Below are 19,798 nucleotides of genomic sequence, written 5' to 3' on the forward strand. Positions count from 1 at the left end.
CCCAATGCCGAGGGCGAGCGGAAATAAAGGCTGTCTTTTAAAAAACCATGTATCCCCGGTCGGCCCTCCTCAAGCAGCGCAGCCGGATGGCGCTCGCACCCACCATGATGGTGAGCGACCGCTACTCTTTGCGGTTCCTGGCATCAGCATTTGCAGAAGACGTTCGGCATGAACCCGCACAGTGCGTGATTGCTGACGCCGATATCCTGGCAGCCGCCGTGCGGTAGCGACAGGAAATTCACCCGGGACTTCGATTTTGGGATGCGAAAGACAGTAAAATTCGGGCCGCCGATGTTTGTAGCGTAAGATGGAATATGGGAATGTCGGGCACCGGTGTCGACGACGATGACATAAGACGACGACACCAGACCAGCATGCAACATCGCCGCGTCCTCGGCAACAAAGCCTTCCAGCTCTTTCGTTAGAAGCCAAACTTGTAGCACGGTATTTTTACCGCGATGGAGGGAAACAGGCGGTAACGGTTTCCCTCCTGCGGGTGCATACTTGTTGGGCAACGAGAAACCGCAACAGACGTAACGATTGTCAACATACTGTTTGAAACGTCGACACGCTGTAACTTGGTTCGGTTTACTGTGCCACAATTGACAGCCCCTCTGTGCTCGCCATAAAGTTGAAAATCATCGGAGGGCCTAATGCCAACATTAAAGATCGCACACATTCGAGAGCAGGGGCAGGACATAATAATTGTCCCGCTCGACAGTTCTTTTGAACAAAAGTCGCAAGATGATCAAAGCGATGCCATCGACGAGATTCAGGTAGCCGCTCAGAGCGCCGGGTTGCGGGGTAAGGTTGTCGTGGTCTGGACAAGCGGCGGAAGGATGAAATTTATCGGCCCGCAGCCGTGGCATCCCTTTCTTCGCTCGCTAAGCATGAACTCGATACAAGCAAGTCTGAACAGAACGCTTTCTTGGTGAGCGATCATTCAACGCAGCAGAATTTTCACGGCAGACCCAAGGGGACCTTATGATCACCGACATTAGTAACTACGTCTCTGTTCGAGATCGAGCCGAGCAACTTGGATGCATGGTTTCCGATCGAATATCAGTATTGCCTGCAAATTTCGAATCAGCCGTTTCCATCAATGATTTTTTGCAACGTACGGAGGCTGCGACACTCAGAACTTTGTTTCGATTAAACGGTGTGCCGAGCGATGAATTGGTATCGAAGGAACAGCGTGGAGCTTATATTCAGAATAATTCAATCGAATGGATTGCTCCCACGCTTTTTGTTGCCGGCTCGATCTGGTCGCAAGAGCCTAATGCCGTCAATCTAGCGTTGAACGTCTTATCCACGTATATTACAGACTTCTTCAAGGGAGCGCCGGGACGTAAGACGATGAAGCTCGAAATTGTCGTCGAAAAAAGGAGATCAACACTCTGCAAAAGGCTAAAATATGAAGGAGATGTCGAAGGGATCCGAGAGCTCGCCGCCGCTATTGGACGGCTCGCAGACGAATAAATCTGACTTTGAGTGGATTGGATACTTCAACCGCATCGTCGATGAAGCGAGACTGTTCTGCAATTTGACGCGAGACAGCGAGTTGCAGGAAGAATGCATTTCTCGATTGAGAGAAATGAGGCGGCAGTGTGCTGAAGTCAAGAAGAAAGCCCTTGATCAGGCCAAGGAAGATTTTGCCAACATTTTGCTCGGTTTTGAATGCGTTGTAGACAGTCTTAGGCACGAGCTTCGGATGTGGATCGCCCTGAAAGAGGGGCAACCGGATTCTGCGTGGGATAGACTTATTTCTGCACAAGATGCTGGCCGTGCAGCTGTTCGGGCTCATCAGGGCTTTTCTGCACTAACGGACCATGTAGAGAGGCTAGATTGTATCGAAAAAATTGTATTTCCACCTCAAGTCTTTGTAAGCACGGGGTTTATCGTCGAATCGCAAGAGTGCTCAATATGTGGAACTGAATATGGCGATTGTGATCATCTAGAAGGGATACCCTACAACGGTGAGTTTTGCGTCGTTCTGCTGAAGCGAACTGCAGTCGATCATGTAGCCATCGTGGACGATCCACGTGACAGAAGGTGCCGTGTTACGACTGTACCGACCGACGAAGGCAGTCGAAACCGTATGACTTGGAAGTTAGAATCGTCAGCGAATGGAACGACTGGAAGCATGGCGGCAACCAGTCGCATGCTGATTGCCAGTTCAACGGGTTCTGGCGATGATATTTAGACCTGTGACACCAAAGAGCGGAAAAGAAATATCGGGTAGCGCTTAATCTGACAATCGCGACAATTGAGGAGGCGCTTGCTGTTGGGAATTGCCGCTGGCTGCCTGGGTCCAAGCTGGCCGGCCAGATGGGCGCCATCGAATCCTTTTAGCACGATGTCATCATCAAGGCGTCGCGCTTCTCCAGAAATATTCCTAAACATCGAGCGGGTGGAAGCCGCAAGGGAATTCGACAACAGGATGCGCGTCGACTGGCGGCTGCCCGCAGCGATGGTTGATGGGGACTGGCCCGATGCCGGATATGCCGCCTACGTTCCAAATTTGACCATGGGAGCGACTGCGAACCATTCTAGGGCTCTTGCACTGCGCCGACTGGCGTCGGCCGTCCTGATGCTCGAGGGATTTTTAGCCTTCTTTAGATCTGTACCGGCACCTAAGCCAACACCGACCATCCTCTTCTTTTTTAGAACCGCAAATCTTGTCGGCGTTTGACTTCACAAGCTATGCACGGATCTCGGATGAAGTTTCGGCTTCAGCCAGGCCCCGTATTCTCCGCCGCCCGCGATGCCCTTCAGGCAGTTCGAACAGCTTCTTGTAGTCATAGCCTTCGTAGGACCAGAGTTGTCCGAGAATGCGATGCCACCACGGAATGTAGATTCGCTGGCTGACAGGATAGAGTTCGGTGGCACCCATAGCATCGTTATATGCCTTCGAGTCGAGCGCTCGAAGTACCGGCGGCTCGTCTCCCGCGATCTTGCTCATCTGCCCCCACCAGCGTGCGACCTCTACCGCCGACGGTTCGGGGTTCTCCTCTATCTCTGCTAATAAATGGTAATAGTCGCGCTGCAAGGCTTGATGGTCACGCGCCTTTCCGCACGCAGCAGCAACTCGACGCGTCCGCGAAAGACGTGAAGGCATTGGCGGCCGATGGCGTGCCTTATGAAGTGCTGAACCGGGACGGCTGCGTTCGCGTCGAACCAGCGCTTGCGCATGTCCGCGAAAAATTCGTCGGCGGCCTGCTGACGCCGAAGGACGAGACTGGCGATTGCTTCAAATTCACCAATGCGCTGACGGAGAAGGCGAAAGAGATAGGGGTCCGCTTTCTTTTCAACACGACCGTCAATCGACTCGATGCCGAAGCCAATCGGGGACGCGGTGTGGTGACCAGCGATGCACGGATCGCGGCTGATGCGGTGACAGAAGCGTTTGCATCCAAGGAATTTCATCATCGACAAAATGCGGGCGCGGGTTTTGCAATCCCCTTCTGTACCCAGAGACGATAGCTTCCGCACGTTCCTTATTGGTACCGGGGATATCGGATGCCAGCCGAGCGCTCGTAGCCAGTTGCAAGAGATCGTACACGTAAGGAAGGATCACCAGGGCAGCGGGCCCTGTGCGTTCGAGAACGTGCCCGTGGAGCTGTCGGATCCAAGCAGGCCGATTGGAAAGGCTCCGGAGGTGACGGCTGCAAGCCCGTATTGTGCCCATTCGGCACTGGGCTTGCCTGCGTTGGTCCTTAGGTCCTGGACATTCAGCTTGCGCACTTTGTCGTCCTGCGCAAATCGGCTGGGGCTAAAGCTGCACTGTACCTTGCATACCTTCGTCATAGGCAAGCCCAGTCTCATCACGAAGCTCGGCGAGCGCCAGACGGCTGTAGTTCGCCAGACGCAGCATGCGGCTCTTGTTAATCGCGTAGCGTTCCGACGTGCAGTTCGACAGCATCTTCAGCAGCCACGAGAGCATGGCCGCATCAAACTTCGGGCGCAGGATCAGCGGAGCATGCTCCATGAACAGCCATCTTAATGCCTTCATCGGGATTCCGGGTGCTGCCCATGGCGAGCAATAGCCAAATGAAACCTGACCGGCATTGGCAAAGCTTGTTTCCAGCGCGGGGCCCGGCTGGCGGTCGATGACCGTCACCTCATGGCCGGCCTTGGCCAGCTGGTAGGCGGATGTGACACCGACGATGCCGGAGCCGAGAACAACAACTTTCATGGTTTCCTCAATAACGGAGCCAGCAAGACTATTAGCGATACTGCCTGACATAGCGGCGACCAAGACTGGTCAGGATTTCGTAGGATATGGTGTCGGCGTCGCGGGCGATGTCTTCGAGCGTCTGGTGCGGACCAATGACCTCAACGAGGCTTCCAAGCGTCAACGCGCCATCCGGCAGGGCGGAGGCATCGACCGTGATGCTATCCATCGACACGCGGCCGACGATCGGCAGGCGGGTCCCCTTGTAATAGACTGCACCACGTTCGCTTAAGGCTCGCGGCAGGCCATCGGCATAGCCGGCCCCGATGGTCGCGAGACGTGTCTCTCGCGTGGTGACATGCGCCCCACCATATCCCACCTTAGTACCCGCCGGCACCTTGCGTGTCTGTACGACTGCTACATCGAGCCGGACGACCGGCTCCATAGGGTTTAGCACGCCGGCCGTTGATGCGCCGCCATAAAGCGCGATCCCAGGTCTGGCCAGGACACCATGATAAGCATCGCCGAGAAACACACCGGCGGAATTCGCGAATGAAATATCGAAGCCAGCGAACTCGTAGGCGATGCGCCGCATCTCCGCCAGCTGTTCGGCGTTTTGCGTCGCGTCGACTTCGTCAGCAGAGGCCAGATGACTCATGATGAACAGTACTTCGACATTCCCACGTTTATCGAGAGCCTCGGCTAGCTCAGTGCGTTCTTGTGGCGGAACGCCGAGCCGCGACATCCCGCTATCGAACTGAAGAACCGCGGGGAGGGTCCGCCTCAGTTCAGCTGCAGCCTCCGACCAGCGCTGGTACTGCTCGAGTGAATTGAGGACGGGAATGATGCCTGCCATAGCACATTCGATCTCGGCGCCAGGCTGCAGCCCATTCAGCACGAATACCTGCGCATTGCTCGTGAGGGTGGGTCGCAGCTTTTGCGCCTCGCCGAATTGGGCTACGAAAAAATGCCGGCAACCTCGTTCAAATAGCGTCTTTGCAACGCGCTCCGCTCCGAGACCATAAGCGTCGGCCTTGACGACTGCGGCAACGCGCCCGGGGGCGACGATCTCGGTAAGCTTCTGATAATTGCGACCGAGCGCCGCCAGATCGGTAGTGAGATAACCTGTCACGCCCGCGACTGCTGTGCTGACGGTACCACGATCTATCGAAAAGGTGCTGCTCATCTTCCACTCCCTGTACGCTCCGAACAATATGAAATAATCGGTGACGAGGAATGCGAATCTGTGCTTTAAACGATCAATAAAGAGGCATATTTCGCACAATAACTCATTGATTGGAACGTTATGCTATGACCGCTCTCGATAACATCGACCGCAATATTTTGAGGCTGCTGCGCGTTGATGCACGCATGAGCAATGTCAAACTTGCAAACGAGGTGGGCTTGTCACCTTCCGCCTGCCTACGGCGCATCAAGATCATGGAAAAGGCCGGCGTCATACGCGGCTACACGGCGCTGGTCGACACCGTAAACGCCAATGCGACGATCGCCGTCATAATCAACATAACCTTAGAGCGACAGACGGAGGACTATCTTGACCGTTTCGAAGCGGCCGTCCGCAAGCATCCCGAGATCCGGGAGTGCTACCTGATGACAGGCGGTTCTGACTACATGCTGCGCGTAGACGTCGAAAACGCTGGAGCTTTCGAGCGAATTCACAAGGAAATCCTTTCGACGCTGCCAGGCGTGCTGCGTATCCATTCGAGCTTTTCAATTCGAGATGTCTTGGCGGCACGGCCTAATGCACGTCGATCCAGAATAGCCCAAGGCTGAAAAGCTTTTATGATTTTGCCGACTTTGGCTCGCCGGGATCGCGCCGGAGCATTTCAATGTGAAATTTCCCTCAAACGGAACCAAGCAATAAGCTCGTCTCGGTCGTCGCCACCCCGTCGATGCTGCGAACCTCTCGCAGTACCCGGTCGAAATCCGCCAGCGTTTCGGCTCGGAGTTCTGCTACGTAATCCCACACACCATTCGTCGTGTAGAGAGCAACGACCTCCGGTAATCCGTTGAGCGCCTTGATGATAGCGGCAGGCTTTTTGCCTGAAGTCTTGATGTTCATCATCGCACGCAGAATGTTCGTGTCGATTTCTTCGCGAGTCCGGACCGTAAACCCACGGATGGCGTTCGAATTAATGAGCTTGTCCAGCCTCTTTTGAATTGTGCCTCTCGACACGTCGAGCTTTGCCGCCAGCATCGCGACCGGCATTCTCCCATCCAGCCGAAGCTGCGCAATGAGCTTTCTATCCAAATCGTCCATTCAGGCCTCATGCAGCAATCTGCGTCTCAACACGTAGCATAATGCTCACAGAAAAAGACTTTTAGCTAGCACATATGCGCTTTACGGTCAGCAAACCGCAGAGCTATTCTGATCTTCAATGGATTGGAGGGAGGTCTTTGGTGACATTGCAGGCAAACGCGGTTTCGCTAACCAGTATGGATGGCTCCTCGTCGGCGCACGGGTTGGACTCGGCTCGAGTTCATAAGATACTGCAGGCCGTAGAAGAGCGTTTCGACCGCCAAGTGGCCTTCCTTACGAAAATTGTCCAATCGCCCTCTCTTCGGGGAAAAGAAGCGGGCGTGCAGAATATCGTTGCAGATGCATTGTCTGAACGCGGTTACGAGGTGCACCGGTTCGGTATCGATGAAGCGTTGATTAGTGTGGATCCAGCGTTCTCACCGATGAACATCCAGCTCAAGGATACGGGCATTGTTGTCGGCACACGGGAGCCAAAGCGAGAGGGCGGCAGGTCACTGGCGCTCAACGCACATGTCGACGTCGTGCCAACCGGGCCGGAGAAACGTTGGAAGTATCCGCCGTATTCCGCAACGCGTGAAGGCGATTGGCTTTACGGCCGCGGAGCCGGTGATATGAAAGCAGGGCTCTGTGCCAACCTGTTTGCGTTGGATGCATTGGAGGCGGCTGGGCTCAGGCTCAAAGGCAAGGTGCAAATCCAGTCCGTGATTGAAGAGGAAGTAACGGGCAATGGTGCCGCAATGGTGCTGGCCGCAGGCTTTAAGGCCGATGCAGTCCTGATCTCTGAACCGACGGATGAAAAGCTGGTTGCAGCCAATACCGGCGTAATGAAATTCGCAATCACGGTACAAGGCGTGCCAGCGCATCCCTTCGAGGTTGCGCGGGGGAGGAGCGCGATCGATGTCGCTCATCGGGCGATCGAAGAGCTTCGCGTTCTGGAAAGCCAATGGAGAAGCCAGCACTTGTCAGCAGGCGAGCTGTTCGATGGCGTCGACAATCCCATCGCATTGACCATTGGCACGATCTCGGGCGGCGAATGGCTTGCATCGGTACCAAGCGAATGCCGCTTCGAAGGCCGAATTGGCTTTTATCCTCATGAAGATGTCTCGGTGCGCGCGAAGGAGTTCGAGGAATTTGTCGATAACGCGTTTCAGACGGATGAGTTTCTCGCTGGATGTCCGCGTCCCGAGATCGAATGGGTAGGTGTCAAGCAAGGAGGATTCGTACTCGAGCCGGGTTCGCAGGCCGAAAGCTGCCTTGCGATGGCCCATCGTGCGGTTGATGGCGAGGGGCGGTCTCTCGAAAGGTTCGTGATGCCTTGCTATCTCGATGCGTCCGTTTTCGCCCGACATGGCGGCATGACCAGTCTTGTTTACGGACCCGTTGCCGAGGCCATCCATGCCGTAGATGAGCGCGTCAGCCTGGCATCCCTCAAGCACGTCACCAAGGCGATCGCGTTGTTTGCAGCGGCCTGGTGCGGCGTTGAGGACGCCTGATATCTGGCGAGCTAGGCTGTCCCGGACGGCCGTTGGTCAGAACCACTCGACATTCCTGATTATCGAACTCAGCCGCAACGCAATTGCGGCGAGGAGGGCTGCTGTGTCGGCGCTCCTCTTAAACCGGGCACTCTGGAGGGCGTGCTCACATCACAACCCAACCTGACCTGAATGGGAGGATTTGAAATGAAGGGCTTCATTACTGCGCTATGCACCGGCGCGTTAGTTTCGTTGATGTCGTTGTCGGTTCCGGCGTTTGCCGAGGAGGTAACTGTCGCCACTGTCGCCGACTTCGTACCGTTCGAATTCAAGGACGGTGACAAATATACTGGCTTCGATATCGAGCTTTGGGATGCCATCGCGAAGGATATCAGCATTACCTACAAGCTGCAGCCGATGGACTTCAACGGGATCCTGCCTGCGCTGCAGACAAAACAGGTCGATGTCGGAATTGCTGGTATCACCATCACCAAGGAACGGGGAAAGGTCATCGATTTTTCTGACGGCTACTACACCAGCGATCTGACATTCATGGTGCCGACGAACAGCAAGATCAGCAGTCCGGCTGACCTGGAAGGAAAGGTTCTTGCCGTCAAGACGGGAACGACCAGCGAGGCCTATGCCAAGAAAAACCTTCCGAAGACGGAGCTTCGGCAGTTCCCGAATGGTGACAACATGTTCTTGGAAGTCGTGACCGGCAGGGCCGACGCCGCACTCCACGACAAGCCGAACATTCTCTACTTCATCAAGACCAATGGCCAGGGCAAGGTCAGGGCCATCGGCGATGCGAAGCAGTCCGAGGAATATGGGATCACCTTTCCCAAGGGTAGTGAACTTCGCGACAAGGTGAATGTTTCGCTCGCCAAGCTGAAGGCCAACGGAACCTACGACGCAATCTACAAGAAGTGGTTCAACTGACGGCGAGCGGCTGTAGAGGCCGCTCAATTTTCTGGAGCAAGGAAGATGTCATGCGGAGCAGGCTCCGCATGACACGCCATGGGGGGAGAAATGGAACTTGATTGGTCTGTCGTAGCGACAGCGTTGCCAGAACTTCTGGCGGGTGCACGGATTACCATCGTCATCGCACTCATCGGCCTTTTCGGCGGATCAGCTGTCGGTGCCTTGGCGGGCCTCTGCCGCGTCTATGGCGGTATCATATTGAACGCGATCGCATTCGTATATGTCGAGGTGATCCGTGGCACGCCCATGTTGGTGCAGGTGATGTTCATCTATTTTGCCTTGCCGCTGCTGGTCGACATCCGGATTGATCCTTTCCTTGCTGCGGTCATCGCCGTTGTCATCAATTCGGGCGCTTACATTGCCGAGATTTTCAGGAGCGCCCTGCTTTCGATCAACAAGGGACTGACGGAAGCCGGGTTAGCGCTGGGCATGCCGGGTTGGAAGGTTCTCACGAATGTTGTCGGCCCGTTGGCATTACGGCGTGTCCTAGCACCGCTCGGGAACCAGTTCATCGTCAGCATCAAAGACACGTCGCTCTTTATCGTGATCGGTGTGGCCGAGCTCACGAGGGCGGGCCAGGAAATCATGGCGACCAATTTCAGAGCGGTCGAAATCTGGAGCGCCGTGGCGGTCCTCTACCTAATCATGACGGGTGTGCTGTCATTTCTGTTGCGGGTCACGGAAAAAAGGATGCGCGTGCTATGAGTATCGTCCAGTTTAAGAACGTGACCAAGGAGTTCGGCAGCATCAAGGTGCTGACCAATGTGGATCTCGAAATCCGCAAGGGTGAAGTCGTGGTTCTCATCGGTCCCTCGGGATCAGGAAAATCGACGCTCCTGAGGTGTATCAATTCTTTGGAGAGAATAAACGGCGGCGACCTCATCGTTGACGGGATCAGCGTCCATGAGGGCAAGAACAAGGTACGGTTGATCAGGCAGGAAGCCGGAATGGTATTCCAGCAGTTCAATCTTTTCCCACAATTGACGGCGCTGCAGAATGTCGCATGCGGTTCCCGGTGGGTAAGAGGTTTACAGAGGCGCGAAGCCGAAGAACTTGCCCGCGACCTGTTGAAAAAGGTTGGTCTTCTTGAGAGGGCTGAACATTTTCCAGCAGAACTGTCGGGCGGACAACAGCAGCGCGTAGCCATTGCTCGTGCACTGGCCGTCAAGCCAAAGATCATGCTGTTTGATGAACCGACTTCAGCTCTTGATCCGGAACTTCGGCATGAAGTCCTTCGCGTGATGCAGTCACTCGCGGAGGAAGGCATGACGATGGTTGTCGTAACCCATGAAATCGGATTCGCCCGAAAGGTCGGCACCCGGCTGATTTTTATGGAGGGTGGTAAAATCTCGGTCGATGGCGACCCGAAGGTGCTGCTGGATAATCCGGAGAACCCGCGGCTCAAGGATTTCCTCCAACATATCCATTAAGCATCATCCGTTTTGATCGGACGGCATAACACGCGTGTGAAGAGAGAAACCCATGGCAGAAACCTATCCGGTGCCGAAATCCACAAGACGGCATGCCCTGATCGACGCGGCAAAATATCAGAATTGGTACAGGCAGAGCGTCGAGGATCCCGACTATTTCTGGGGCAAACACGGCCAGCGGATCGACTGGTTCAAACCCTATACCAAGGTCAAGAATACGTCCTTCAAAGGGAAAGTCTCGATCAAATGGTTCGAAGACGGGCTGACCAACGTTTCCTACAATTGCATAGACCGTCACCTGAGGAAGCACGGCGACGACGTGGCCTTCATCTGGGAAGGCGACAATCCCTACATCGACAAGAAGATCACCTATAACGAGCTCTACGAACACGTCTGCCGCCTGGCGAATGTCTTGAAGAAGCATGGCGTCAAGAAGGGCGATCGCGTCACCATCTACATGCCGATGATCCCTGAGGCGGCCTATGCGATGCTCGCCTGCGCCCGCATCGGCGCGGTGCATTCCGTCGTCTTTGGCGGCTTTTCTCCGGATGCGCTGGCAGGCCGCATCATCGATTGCCAATCGACCTTCGTCATTACCTGCGACGAGGGCGTACGCGGCGGCAAGCCAGTGCCGCTCAAGGAGAATACCGATACGGCAATCCACATTGCCGGCAGGCACTATGTCACCGTCGAGAAGGTTCTGGTCGTGCGCCGCACCGGCGGCAAGACCGGCTGGGCGCCGGGCCGAGATCTCTGGTATCACGAGGAGGTCGCCAAGGTGAAACCGGAATGCCCGCCCGCGAAGATGAAGGCGGAAGACCCGCTGTTCATCCTCTATACGTCGGGCTCGACCGGCAAGCCGAAGGGTGTGTTGCACACGACCGGCGGTTATCTCGTCTTTGCGGCGATGACGCACGAATATGTCTTCGATTATCATCCCGGCGATGTCTACTGGTGCACCGCCGATGTCGGCTGGGTGACCGGCCATTCCTATATCGTCTACGGGCCGCTGGCGAACGGCGCGACATCGCTGATGTTCGAGGGCGTGCCGAATTTCCCGGATCAGGGACGCTTCTGGGAGGTCATCGACAAGCATAAGGTCAATATCTTCTATACCGCCCCGACGGCTATCCGCTCGCTGATGGGAGCTGGCGATCATTTCGTCAAACGCTCCTCGCGCTCTTCTTTGCGCCTGCTCGGAACGGTCGGCGAGCCGATCAATCCAGAAGCCTGGGAGTGGTACTACAATGTCGTCGGCGATGGCCGTTGCCCGATCGTCGATACCTGGTGGCAGACGGAGACCGGGGGTCATATGATTACGCCGCTGCCGGGCGCGACCGACCTGAAGCCGGGTTCGGCAACTCTGCCCTTCTTCGGCGTCAAGCCTGAACTGGTGGACAATGAGGGCAACCTGCTGGAAGGGGCCGCCGACGGCAATCTCGTCATCGCCGACAGTTGGCCGGGCCAGATGCGTACGGTCTATGGCGACCATGAACGCTTCATCCAGACCTATTTTTCCACCTACAAAGGCAAATATTTCACCGGCGACGGCTGCCGGCGCGATGAGGACGGCTATTACTGGATCACCGGCCGTGTCGACGACGTGCTCAACGTCTCCGGCCACCGGCTTGGCACCGCCGAGGTCGAATCAGCCCTGGTTTCGCACCAGTACGTCTCGGAAGCGGCCGTTGTCGGCTATCCGCATTCGATCAAGGGGCAGGGCATCTATTGCTATGTGACGCTGATGGCCGGCCATGAGGGTACGGATGCGCTGCGGCAAGAGCTGGTGAAACATGTGCGGACCGAAATCGGCCCGATCGCCTCACCCGACAAGATCCAGTTTGCCCCCGGCCTGCCGAAAACCCGCTCCGGCAAGATCATGCGCCGCATCTTGCGCAAGATCGCCGAAGACGATTTCGGCTCGCTTGGCGACACCTCGACGCTGGCCGATCCGGCCGTTGTCGACGATTTGATTGCCAACAGGCAGAACAGGGCCGATGCGGCAGCTTGAAGTATTACCTCCTATTACCGCGGAAGGTCCAAAGAGTGCGGTTCCGGTATTGAAGCTGGGTGATTGAGCGCAGTGTCCTCTGCCATGACCAAATAGGCCATCATGTCGCTTTCGCCCAAGGCGGAATGAAGTGCATGAACAATAGTGGCGACGGGACCGCCGCTCATCATGATATCGTCAATTGGCCACTGAGCTTCGTTGCCCAGGTCCCTGTATCGCGGAATGCCTCAATTTGAGCGGTGGCCGCCTCATAGACGGCGTTCGAAATAAAACGTCGTAATTCGCGTTGCTGTTGAATGGCGGGTCGAGATAGATCACGTCGACGCTTTCCGACGTGATCTCTTCTCGAACGATGGTAAGATTATCCCAGACCAAAGCTGATTCATTTGGATGCCTCGAATCCGGGATATTAGAGTGGGTGAATTTTATTAAACTTTACCCCCATTGGTTCCCGAATTTTGAAGCTATATTGAAAGGGCGTGCGGTGCGCGTTTGCACCGTGGATACCAGTGGGATGTCAGCTTTAGGCGGTGCTCGCCCGAAGCCTGTCATTCCACCAACCGTCGAAATCGTCGTTGTTGCATACACGCCTTGGCATTGAGTCGGCGGCATGGCCTGCGGCGTGCCGCTTGCGAGCGGCAGGCCGCAAGGGAGGCTTCGCCGCGGCGGACGCCATGATCGCAGAGTGGTAGCCTACACCAGCGCCAACATGCACAATATGCTCACGTGCTACTGGCGCAGCTTTCGAAAGCAGGAAGGCATGAAGTAACGGCTGACCGTTATTGATGTGGCGCTCGCGGACGATGCCAACGATGTCGTTCGTCGCCCACATCCGCATGCTCGCAAGACGCCTCGCAAGATATGGATGCCGTTGAACCCTCTTCGAGTGCGACTCTTAGAGCGAACGCCTCTGGTCGACGGGGTGAACTAACCACCAATTTGTTGGGTTTGTCGAGCTTAGGACAGGGGTTCGGTCCACTTATCCTCTCCAGTAGCGGAAAGCACCCGTTTGAAGCGCCCGCACAGTTGGCATGTAGTTTGCAGATCCCTTTCTTGGCGACAAAAAGCAGTCAGCTCGTAGTCGCCCAGCCTATCAACGTCATAGGTCACAGCGACCAGATAGAAGGAAAGCGCAAATGACCCAGACTTCCGAAAGGTCCTTTGAAACGGTCGAAGACCGGGCGGCACCGGCTCTCACAGTGACAGATCAACAGGCCGTATCCGTAGGAGAGGGGAGCTCCGGCTTTGCTGGAACCATCCCCGATCACGGTACAGATGACTTCAGCGTCGCGCATGTGCCTGAAGTCGGCGTTGTTATTGTGAGTGTCCCGTGTCCCGACTACTCCTGGTGGTCGCTCTGAGCGACTAGGGCAGTTTTGGAACCGGCAGCGAAAGGCTGCCGGTTCCGCTCTACAGGCTTTGATCCTACCAAACAGCGGCACCTTTGTTTTCTAAATGCATCGAGTTCTGGCGCTGGCCATGGCGTTGCGCTTCACCGCCGAAGGGCCGAATGTCCCGAGGGGAGACATTGTTAGTGACTGACTTTGCAGCAATATCGAGCAGCAGGAGCGCCAATCCCGCCTCCGCCCTACGCGACTGCCGAACGGCCTTCATTGGCGTCGGCATTGCGAGCGCACTCGTCAACATTCTCTATCTCACCGGCTCCTTCTTCATGCTCGAGGTTTATGATCGTGTGCTGCCGAGCCGGAGCATTCCTTCGCTCATCGCCCTCTGTCTCCTCGCACTGCTGCTCTATGGATTCCAGGGCGTATTCGAGCTGATCCGCGGCCGCATGCTCGTGCGTATCGCCGGCGCGCTCGACGAAAGCCTCAGCGGGCGCATCTATCGGGCGCTCGTTAAGGCACCGCTGAAGCTCAAGATGCAAGGGGACGGCCTTCAGGGCCTACGCGATTTCGATCAGGTCCGGTCATTCCTTTCAGGCACCGGACCGGCTGCGCTCTTCGACCTTCCCTGGCTTCCCTTATATCTCGCCATTTGCTTTCTGTTTCACCCGGTCATCGGCATGGTCGCCGTCGTCGGCGGGATGATCCTGACGCTTCTCACCTACCTCACCAATCGCGGCACCCAGGCGCCCGCCAAGAAGGCGGCCGAAGCGGGCGGATACCGCAACGCCTTAGTGCAGGCGTCGCAGCGCAATGCTGAGGTCGTTCAGGCTATGGGCATGTCGGGGCGCATGACCGAGCGTTGGGAGCGTTGCAACGCCGAATATCGTGACGAGAACCGTCGTACCTCCGATATCGGCAACGGCTATAGTGCGATGTCGAAGGTGTTCCGTATGGTGCTGCAATCGGGCGTGCTCGCAGCCGGTGCGGTCTTGGTGATCGAGGGACAGGCGTCGCCGGGCATCATCATCGCCGGCTCCATCCTGACTGCCCGAGCGCTTGCTCCGGTCGAACTCGCGATCGGCAATTGGCGCGGTCTCGTCTCGGCGCGCCAGAGCTGGCAGCGCCTCAAGGAACTGCTGAAAGTCCTGCCCGTGACAGAAACGCCCCTGGCGCTGCCAAGCCCGCAAGAGCGGCTCAGCGTCGAAGCCCTGGCAAGCGGTCCGCCGACGGCGCAGCGCCTCGTCGTCGCGGATGTGACCTTCACTATGCGAGCGGGCGGCGCCCTTGGCGTCATAGGCCCGAGCGCATCGGGAAAATCGTCGCTGGCACGCGCCATCATCGGCGTCTGGCCCGCCTATCGCGGCTCCGTCCGGCTCGATGGCGCAGCACTCGACCAATGGGATAGCGATGCCCTCGGCAAGCATGTCGGCTACCTGCCGCAGGAGGTCGAGCTTTTCGCTGGAACCGTTGCCCAGAACATCGCTCGCTTTGCCCCGGACGCTACCTCCGAGGCGATCGTCGCCGCCGCCAAGGCTGCCCGGGTCAATGATCTGATCCTGCGTCTGCCGAACGGCTACGATACCGAGATCGGCGAGGGCGGCATGGCACTTTCAGCCGGCCAGCGCCAGCGCGTCGCGCTGGCACGGGCGCTTTACGGCGATCCCTTCCTGGTCGTCCTAGACGAGCCAAACTCCAACCTTGATGCGGAAGGCGAACAGGCACTGAGCGAAGCGATCATGAATGTGCGTACGCGCGGCGGCATCGTCGTGGTCGTCGCTCATCGCCAGAGCGCGCTTGCGAGCGTCGACTTCGTGCTGACGATGCAGGAGGGCCGCATGCAGGCCTTCGGCCCTAAGCAAGAAGTCCTTGGCAAGGTGCTGCGCCAGCAGCAGAAGCCTGCGCCGCTGAAGATCGTTGAAGGCCAGGAGACGAAGCAATGAACGGCCGCATGCAGCAGACATCGAGTTCGCGCCGTTCGCTTTCACGCCACCTGATCGGCGTTGCCGTGCTGGCGCTTGCGCTGGTCGTAGGCGTCGGCGGCTGGGCGGCGACCACGGAACTGTCGAGCGCCGTTGTCGCCGGGGGCGTGGTCGTCGTCGACGACAACGTCAAGAAGATCCAGCACCTGACAGGCGGCATCGTTGGCGAACTCCGCGTCAAGGAAGGCGATCGTGTCGAAGCCGGACAGGTCCTGATCCGTCTCGATGGCACCACTGCGCGCGCTAACCTCGCCATCGTCGAAAGCACCGTGGCGCAGCTCTATGCCCAGCGGGCCCGGCTCCAGGCCGAGCGCATCGGTGTGGCCTCCTTCTCGCTCGACGAGGATATCGACCAGCTCATCTCCGGCCCGGCGGCGGCGAAGCTGATCGAAGGCGAGCAGAAGCTATTCGCAAGCCGCAACGCGGCGCTCGCCGGTATGAAAAGCCAGCTTGCATCGAGAAAGGCGCAGCTCGCGGACGAGATCGAAGGTCTGACGGTGCAGTTGAAGGCGATCGAGGATGCGCTCAAGCTGATCGAGGAAGAGCTGACCCGCGTCGATTCGCTCTATCGCCGGGGGCTCGTGCCGATTCAGCAGGTGACGACGCTGAAGCGCCAGCGCGCGGAGCTCGAAGGCGAGCGGGGACGGCACGTCGCCGCGCGCGCCCAGGCCCGCGGCAAGTCGAGCGAAATGGACCTTCAAATCCTGCAGCTCGATGAAGACCGGCGCACGGAAATTTCCAAGGACCTGACGGAGGTCGAGGCGAAGATCGCCGAATATGAAGAGCGCCGCATCGCCGCAACCGACCAGTTGCGCCATCTCGAGATCACAGCGCCGCTTCCCGGGCGGGTCTACCAGCTCGCAGTCCACACCATCAACGGCGTCGTCATGGCAGGCGAGACGCTGATGCTCGTCGTACCGGAGGCAGATGATCTGACCATCGAAGCCCGGGTGGCCACCCGTGACATCGACCAGATTCACGTCGGGCAGCTGGTCGAGATCCGCTTCAGCGCCTTCAACCAGCGCACCACGCCCGAAGTCGAGGCGGAGGTCGTGACGGTCGCTCCCGACCTCGTAACCGATGAGCGCACCGGGGCCACCTATTATCCGCTGCGCATCCACCCCAAACCAGAAAGCCTCGCCAAGCTCAAGGGCCTTTCGCTCTACCCCGGCATGCCCGCCGAGGTCTTCATCAAGATCGCCGACCGTACCGTCATCTCCTACCTGACGAAGCCGCTCACCGACCAGATGCAGCATGCGTTCCGGGAGGATTGAGCAGCGCGTGGCTGGAGCGGCGAGTAGATATCGGTAAATGAGGTGGGCCTCGGGCGGGGCAGCGGTTTTCCAAGAACGATGCGTTCCGGGGAATGCTTCGTCGGCCTATGGGGGTTCGCAGAGCCTCACGTCTTCCCAGCAGGCTGTGGGCTCATATGCAATTGAGGTTAGGACAAAAGCAGTTCAAAGCCAGCGCTAAGGACGAATGGATCATGAACATCGGTTATTGGCCTCTGAGTAGTAACGGAACAGAAAACCCATGCGATCGGGCGGTTTACGGCAATGACAACACTTCTCTGCCGTTCGTCCTCCAAACTAGTACCAGAAGTCTTCACCCCTGCAGAACGGTATAGCCGTAACTGCGCACGATCGAAGAGAGGAATCCCTTGATGCTGCATCAAAGAAAGACGAGCGACGATTGGTGGATTAACGACCAGACGCCAGACAACCCATATGGCAAGAGCGAGGATTATGAGTCCTTTATCGACCATCTTGGGTCATTGCCCAGTTGGCTGACGCCCGAGATCGCTGCGGGAACGGTGAGGATCAACCTCTACGAACTCAACAACCACCCGGAATACAAGGCCGCCGCGATCGGCGCCTTAGAGATGTGGGCGTCTGTCACGCCCCTGAAATTCGAGATCATCGACGACGCGCCGTTCGACGGCACAACGGACCAGATTGAGGTTGTCAGCCCCGAACTTGGCGAGGAGGACGATGGCACGGGCTATTCGAACGGTCACCATGTCAGCATCGGCCAGGGTTTCGACGACAAGGAAGCCCACAAGACCGATGTCGGCGGTTATGTCTTCCAAGCCTTCATGCATGAATTCGGCCATCAATTCGGCTTGAATCATCCTGGAGACTACAATTACAGCGGTCCCGACGGCGAGCCGATCACCTATCGGAACGATGCGACCTGGATATATGATCGGTGGCAATATAGCGTCATGTCCTATTTCGATAGCATCGCTGTCGGCGAAACCAGCCTCTGGTTTGCGTCGACGCCGCTTATGGCCGACATCGAGGCCGTCATTCGCCGCCATTTTTCAACCGTCGACGCGAATGGAGTGCGCACCTACCAGCACATCGACCTCAACACAGAGGACAATATCTACGGCTTCGGGAGCACACAGCGCAGCTACCAGCTGACCTCCTCTGGCAAGCAGCATGACATCGGCTTCGCGATCCATGATACCGGCGGAACCGACACGATCGATTTCTCCGGCTCGACGTCGGGTACGATCCTCGACTTGCGCGCCGGACATTTCTCCAGCGTCAACGGTCGCAGCAACAATGTTTCGATCTTCGCTGGACACAACGCGGATGCGACCGACTATTACGTCGAGAACGGCATCGGCAGCAGCTATGACGACATCCTGATCGGCAACGACGGCGCCAACATCCTCGACGGCCGCGGCGGCGCCGACCGCATGGCTGGCAACGGCGGCGACGATATCTATTTCGTCGACTCCCCGGACGACGTCATTCACGAGGAGGCTAACGGCGGGAACGACACCGTCATCCTCCTGTCCAAGAACCTGAAGATTCCGCAAATCGCCAACGTCGAACACATCATCTACGCCGACGAATTGCCTGGCAACGATGGCAACATCCTCTGTGGCGGAGCTGGCGAGGACACGCTGACCGGCGGCGAGGGTCAGGATACATTCCGCTTCTCGACCGAGCTTGGGAACGGTAATGTCGACCGGATCAAGGACTTCAGGGTGATCAAAGACATGGTCCTGCTGGACAATTTCGTCTTTGAGAGCGGCGGTGGAGACGGCGCCGCTCTCGCCTTGGGCGCGTTCCACGGGAGTGCGGAGGGCAACGCTCATAACGCAGACGACCGCATCATCTACAACACCGATAGTGGCGCCTTGTCATATGACGTCGACGGAGGCGGAGAGCTTGCGGCCATTCAGGTTGCGCAGCTGACCCCACATCTGAGGCTTTCGGCAGCCGGCTTCATTGTCATCTAACTCGATACCAGGAGGGGCGCTTTCGGGCGCCCCTCTTGATACTACATTTGCAGTTGTTTATCTTTTTGAGCCCTTAGCGGCAATCCCGCTAGCGCAGGGCCTTGCGAGGCGATCATGGAGAATGTGCGATGAAGCGCCGGACCGACCTTCGCACAGTATTACAGGCCGTCGGGGCTGCGGCTGTTGCGGCGCTCGCCGGGCCAGTCGCTGCCCAATCGACAGATATTCGGGGCTCCGTCACGTTCGAGAGCGGCGCGGTGATACCGAAGGGTCATCTTGAGATTTATCTCGAGGACACCGCCAGTCAAAATAACCCGCGACGTCGCGCCTCGCAAACGCGCATCAGAAGCGACGGCGGGTCCAAGGCGATAGCCTTTTCCTTGCCCCCGCCCGCAAGCTCGGCTGCTTCGCGAACGCTGCGGATCGTTGTGCGCCTGGAGCGTGCGGATGGCTGGCTGGTGGCGCGCGGCAGCACCCAGCTCAAGGCGGCTTCGCCTGTCAATGTCACACTCAACACCGTGATGTACTAAGGGGTCAAGACCAATGATTGACGACAGAACTCGTCTCGAAAATCGATGTCGACAGCTGACCGCCTGACTCGCGCGTAGAAACTCGCTAATAGCGGCAGGCCTTGCTCCACCAAACTGGCGCACCATCAAATCCCGGGTTGAGAGGTCGATCTGCGGGTGAGGGCGCCTAAGGGCCAGGGACTTTGGTTGTTCGGCCGCCTTCCAGAAGGGGCGTGTGAGCTGCTCATAGGTCCGCCGGTACAAGGCGTCGCCAAACAGCCGCAGGACAGCGTTCCTGATCGCACTCGAACCCGGCCTAAGTTTATCGCGAGCGCGCGATTTCTCCTGTACCCAGCAGA

17 protein-coding genes and 3 pseudogenes are annotated in these 19,798 nt (G+C 57.5%); 15 read left to right on the top strand and 5 right to left on the bottom strand.

Annotated elements, in window-relative coordinates; translation table 11 throughout:
* Positions 1-143: 143 nt before the first annotated feature.
* On the bottom strand, positions 144-515 hold the full coding sequence (locus CCGE525_RS39285) for a hypothetical protein (RefSeq protein ID WP_245472432.1): 372 nt from the start codon (positions 513-515) through the stop codon (positions 144-146).
* Between the two features lie 138 nt (positions 516-653).
* Here CCGE525_RS39285 and CCGE525_RS34250 point away from each other — a divergent pair, with 138 nt between their 5' ends.
* Genes CCGE525_RS34250 through CCGE525_RS34255 form a run of 3 tightly spaced genes read left to right on the top strand, consistent with a single transcriptional unit; the run spans position 654 to position 2,203 of the window.
* Positions 654-935 (top strand): hypothetical protein, encoded by a 282-nt coding sequence (locus tag CCGE525_RS34250; protein ID WP_120708805.1) that lies wholly within the window; start codon positions 654-656, stop codon positions 933-935.
* A 49-nt stretch (positions 936-984) separates the two neighbouring features.
* Positions 985-1,479, top strand: a complete 495-nt coding sequence (locus CCGE525_RS38590; protein WP_162950413.1) for a hypothetical protein — start codon at positions 985-987, stop codon at positions 1,477-1,479.
* Positions 1,415-2,203, top strand: coding sequence for a hypothetical protein (locus tag CCGE525_RS34255; protein WP_120708806.1), 789 nt, complete (start codon positions 1,415-1,417; stop codon positions 2,201-2,203). The genes CCGE525_RS38590 and CCGE525_RS34255 overlap by 65 nt, the downstream gene beginning before the upstream one ends.
* 498 nt (positions 2,204-2,701) lie before the next feature.
* Here the strand turns inward: CCGE525_RS34255 and CCGE525_RS34265 are convergent, their stop codons facing one another.
* Positions 2,702-2,962 carry a hypothetical protein gene (locus tag CCGE525_RS34265; RefSeq protein ID WP_162950407.1) on the bottom strand — a complete coding sequence of 87 codons (261 nt, stop codon included), beginning with the start codon at positions 2,960-2,962 and terminating at the stop codon, positions 2,702-2,704.
* A gap of 107 nt (positions 2,963-3,069) precedes the next feature.
* Here CCGE525_RS34265 and CCGE525_RS39290 point away from each other — a divergent pair.
* Positions 3,070-3,414 (top strand): annotated as a pseudogene (locus CCGE525_RS39290) (FAD-dependent oxidoreductase); the annotation flags it as partial.
* Between the two features lie 361 nt (positions 3,415-3,775).
* On the opposite strand, the pseudogene CCGE525_RS34275 reads toward CCGE525_RS39290, so the two are convergent.
* A pseudogene (locus CCGE525_RS34275) lies at positions 3,776-4,195 on the bottom strand (FAD-dependent oxidoreductase); the annotation flags it as partial.
* Positions 4,196-4,226: 31 nt separating this feature from the next.
* Positions 4,227-5,360 carry an alanine racemase gene (gene alr / locus CCGE525_RS34280; RefSeq protein ID WP_120708810.1) on the bottom strand — a complete coding sequence of 378 codons (1,134 nt, stop codon included), beginning with the start codon at positions 5,358-5,360 and terminating at the stop codon, positions 4,227-4,229.
* Positions 5,361-5,485: 125 nt separating this feature from the next.
* Here alr and CCGE525_RS34285 point away from each other — a divergent pair, with 125 nt between their 5' ends.
* Positions 5,486-5,968: an Lrp/AsnC family transcriptional regulator gene (locus CCGE525_RS34285; RefSeq protein WP_120708811.1), complete on the top strand. Its 483-nt coding sequence runs from the start codon at positions 5,486-5,488 to the stop codon at positions 5,966-5,968.
* Positions 5,969-6,038: 70 nt separating this feature from the next.
* On the opposite strand, the gene CCGE525_RS34290 is transcribed toward CCGE525_RS34285, so the two are convergent.
* Positions 6,039-6,455 carry an Lrp/AsnC family transcriptional regulator gene (locus CCGE525_RS34290; RefSeq protein ID WP_120708812.1) on the bottom strand — a complete coding sequence of 139 codons (417 nt, stop codon included), beginning with the start codon at positions 6,453-6,455 and terminating at the stop codon, positions 6,039-6,041.
* Between the two features lie 140 nt (positions 6,456-6,595).
* On the opposite strand from CCGE525_RS34290, the gene CCGE525_RS34295 reads away from it, so the two are divergent.
* From CCGE525_RS34295 to CCGE525_RS34350, 10 genes and pseudogenes are all read left to right on the top strand, one after another.
* Entirely contained in the window at positions 6,596-7,948 is a 1,353-nt protein-coding gene (locus CCGE525_RS34295) for an ArgE/DapE family deacylase (protein ID WP_245472481.1), read from the top strand.
* Positions 7,949-8,134: 186 nt separating this feature from the next.
* Positions 8,135-8,866 (top strand): glutamine ABC transporter substrate-binding protein GlnH, encoded by a 732-nt coding sequence (gene glnH, locus CCGE525_RS34300; protein ID WP_120708814.1) that lies wholly within the window; start codon positions 8,135-8,137, stop codon positions 8,864-8,866.
* A gap of 90 nt (positions 8,867-8,956) precedes the next feature.
* Positions 8,957-9,613, top strand: coding sequence for a glutamine ABC transporter permease GlnP (gene glnP / locus CCGE525_RS34305; RefSeq protein WP_104840450.1), 657 nt, complete (start codon positions 8,957-8,959; stop codon positions 9,611-9,613).
* Positions 9,610-10,338 carry a glutamine ABC transporter ATP-binding protein GlnQ gene (gene glnQ, locus CCGE525_RS34310; protein ID WP_120708815.1) on the top strand — a complete coding sequence of 243 codons (729 nt, stop codon included), beginning with the start codon at positions 9,610-9,612 and terminating at the stop codon, positions 10,336-10,338. Before glnP ends, glnQ begins: the two co-directional genes overlap by 4 nt.
* A gap of 52 nt (positions 10,339-10,390) precedes the next feature.
* Positions 10,391-12,349 carry an acetate--CoA ligase gene (acs, locus tag CCGE525_RS34315; RefSeq protein ID WP_120708816.1) on the top strand — a complete coding sequence of 653 codons (1,959 nt, stop codon included), beginning with the start codon at positions 10,391-10,393 and terminating at the stop codon, positions 12,347-12,349.
* A 1,136-nt stretch (positions 12,350-13,485) separates the two neighbouring features.
* Entirely contained in the window at positions 13,486-13,710 is a 225-nt protein-coding gene (locus CCGE525_RS34330; protein WP_120708817.1) for a hypothetical protein, read from the top strand.
* A gap of 149 nt (positions 13,711-13,859) precedes the next feature.
* Positions 13,860-15,635 (top strand): type I secretion system permease/ATPase, encoded by a 1,776-nt coding sequence (locus tag CCGE525_RS34335; protein ID WP_120708818.1) that lies wholly within the window; start codon positions 13,860-13,862, stop codon positions 15,633-15,635.
* On the top strand, positions 15,632-16,948 hold the full coding sequence (locus tag CCGE525_RS34340) for an HlyD family type I secretion periplasmic adaptor subunit (RefSeq protein WP_120708819.1): 1,317 nt from the start codon (positions 15,632-15,634) through the stop codon (positions 16,946-16,948). Before CCGE525_RS34335 ends, CCGE525_RS34340 begins: the two co-directional genes overlap by 4 nt.
* A gap of 389 nt (positions 16,949-17,337) precedes the next feature.
* A pseudogene (locus CCGE525_RS34345) lies at positions 17,338-18,732 on the top strand (M10 family metallopeptidase C-terminal domain-containing protein); the annotation flags it as partial.
* 326 nt (positions 18,733-19,058) lie between these two features.
* A complete protein-coding gene (locus tag CCGE525_RS34350; protein ID WP_120708821.1) occupies positions 19,059-19,460 on the top strand; it encodes a hypothetical protein in 402 nt (133 codons plus the stop codon).
* The last annotated feature ends 338 nt before the right edge of the window (positions 19,461-19,798 follow it).

Source organism: Rhizobium jaguaris (assembly GCF_003627755.1).
GTDB classification, from domain to species: domain Bacteria; phylum Pseudomonadota; class Alphaproteobacteria; order Rhizobiales; family Rhizobiaceae; genus Rhizobium; species Rhizobium jaguaris.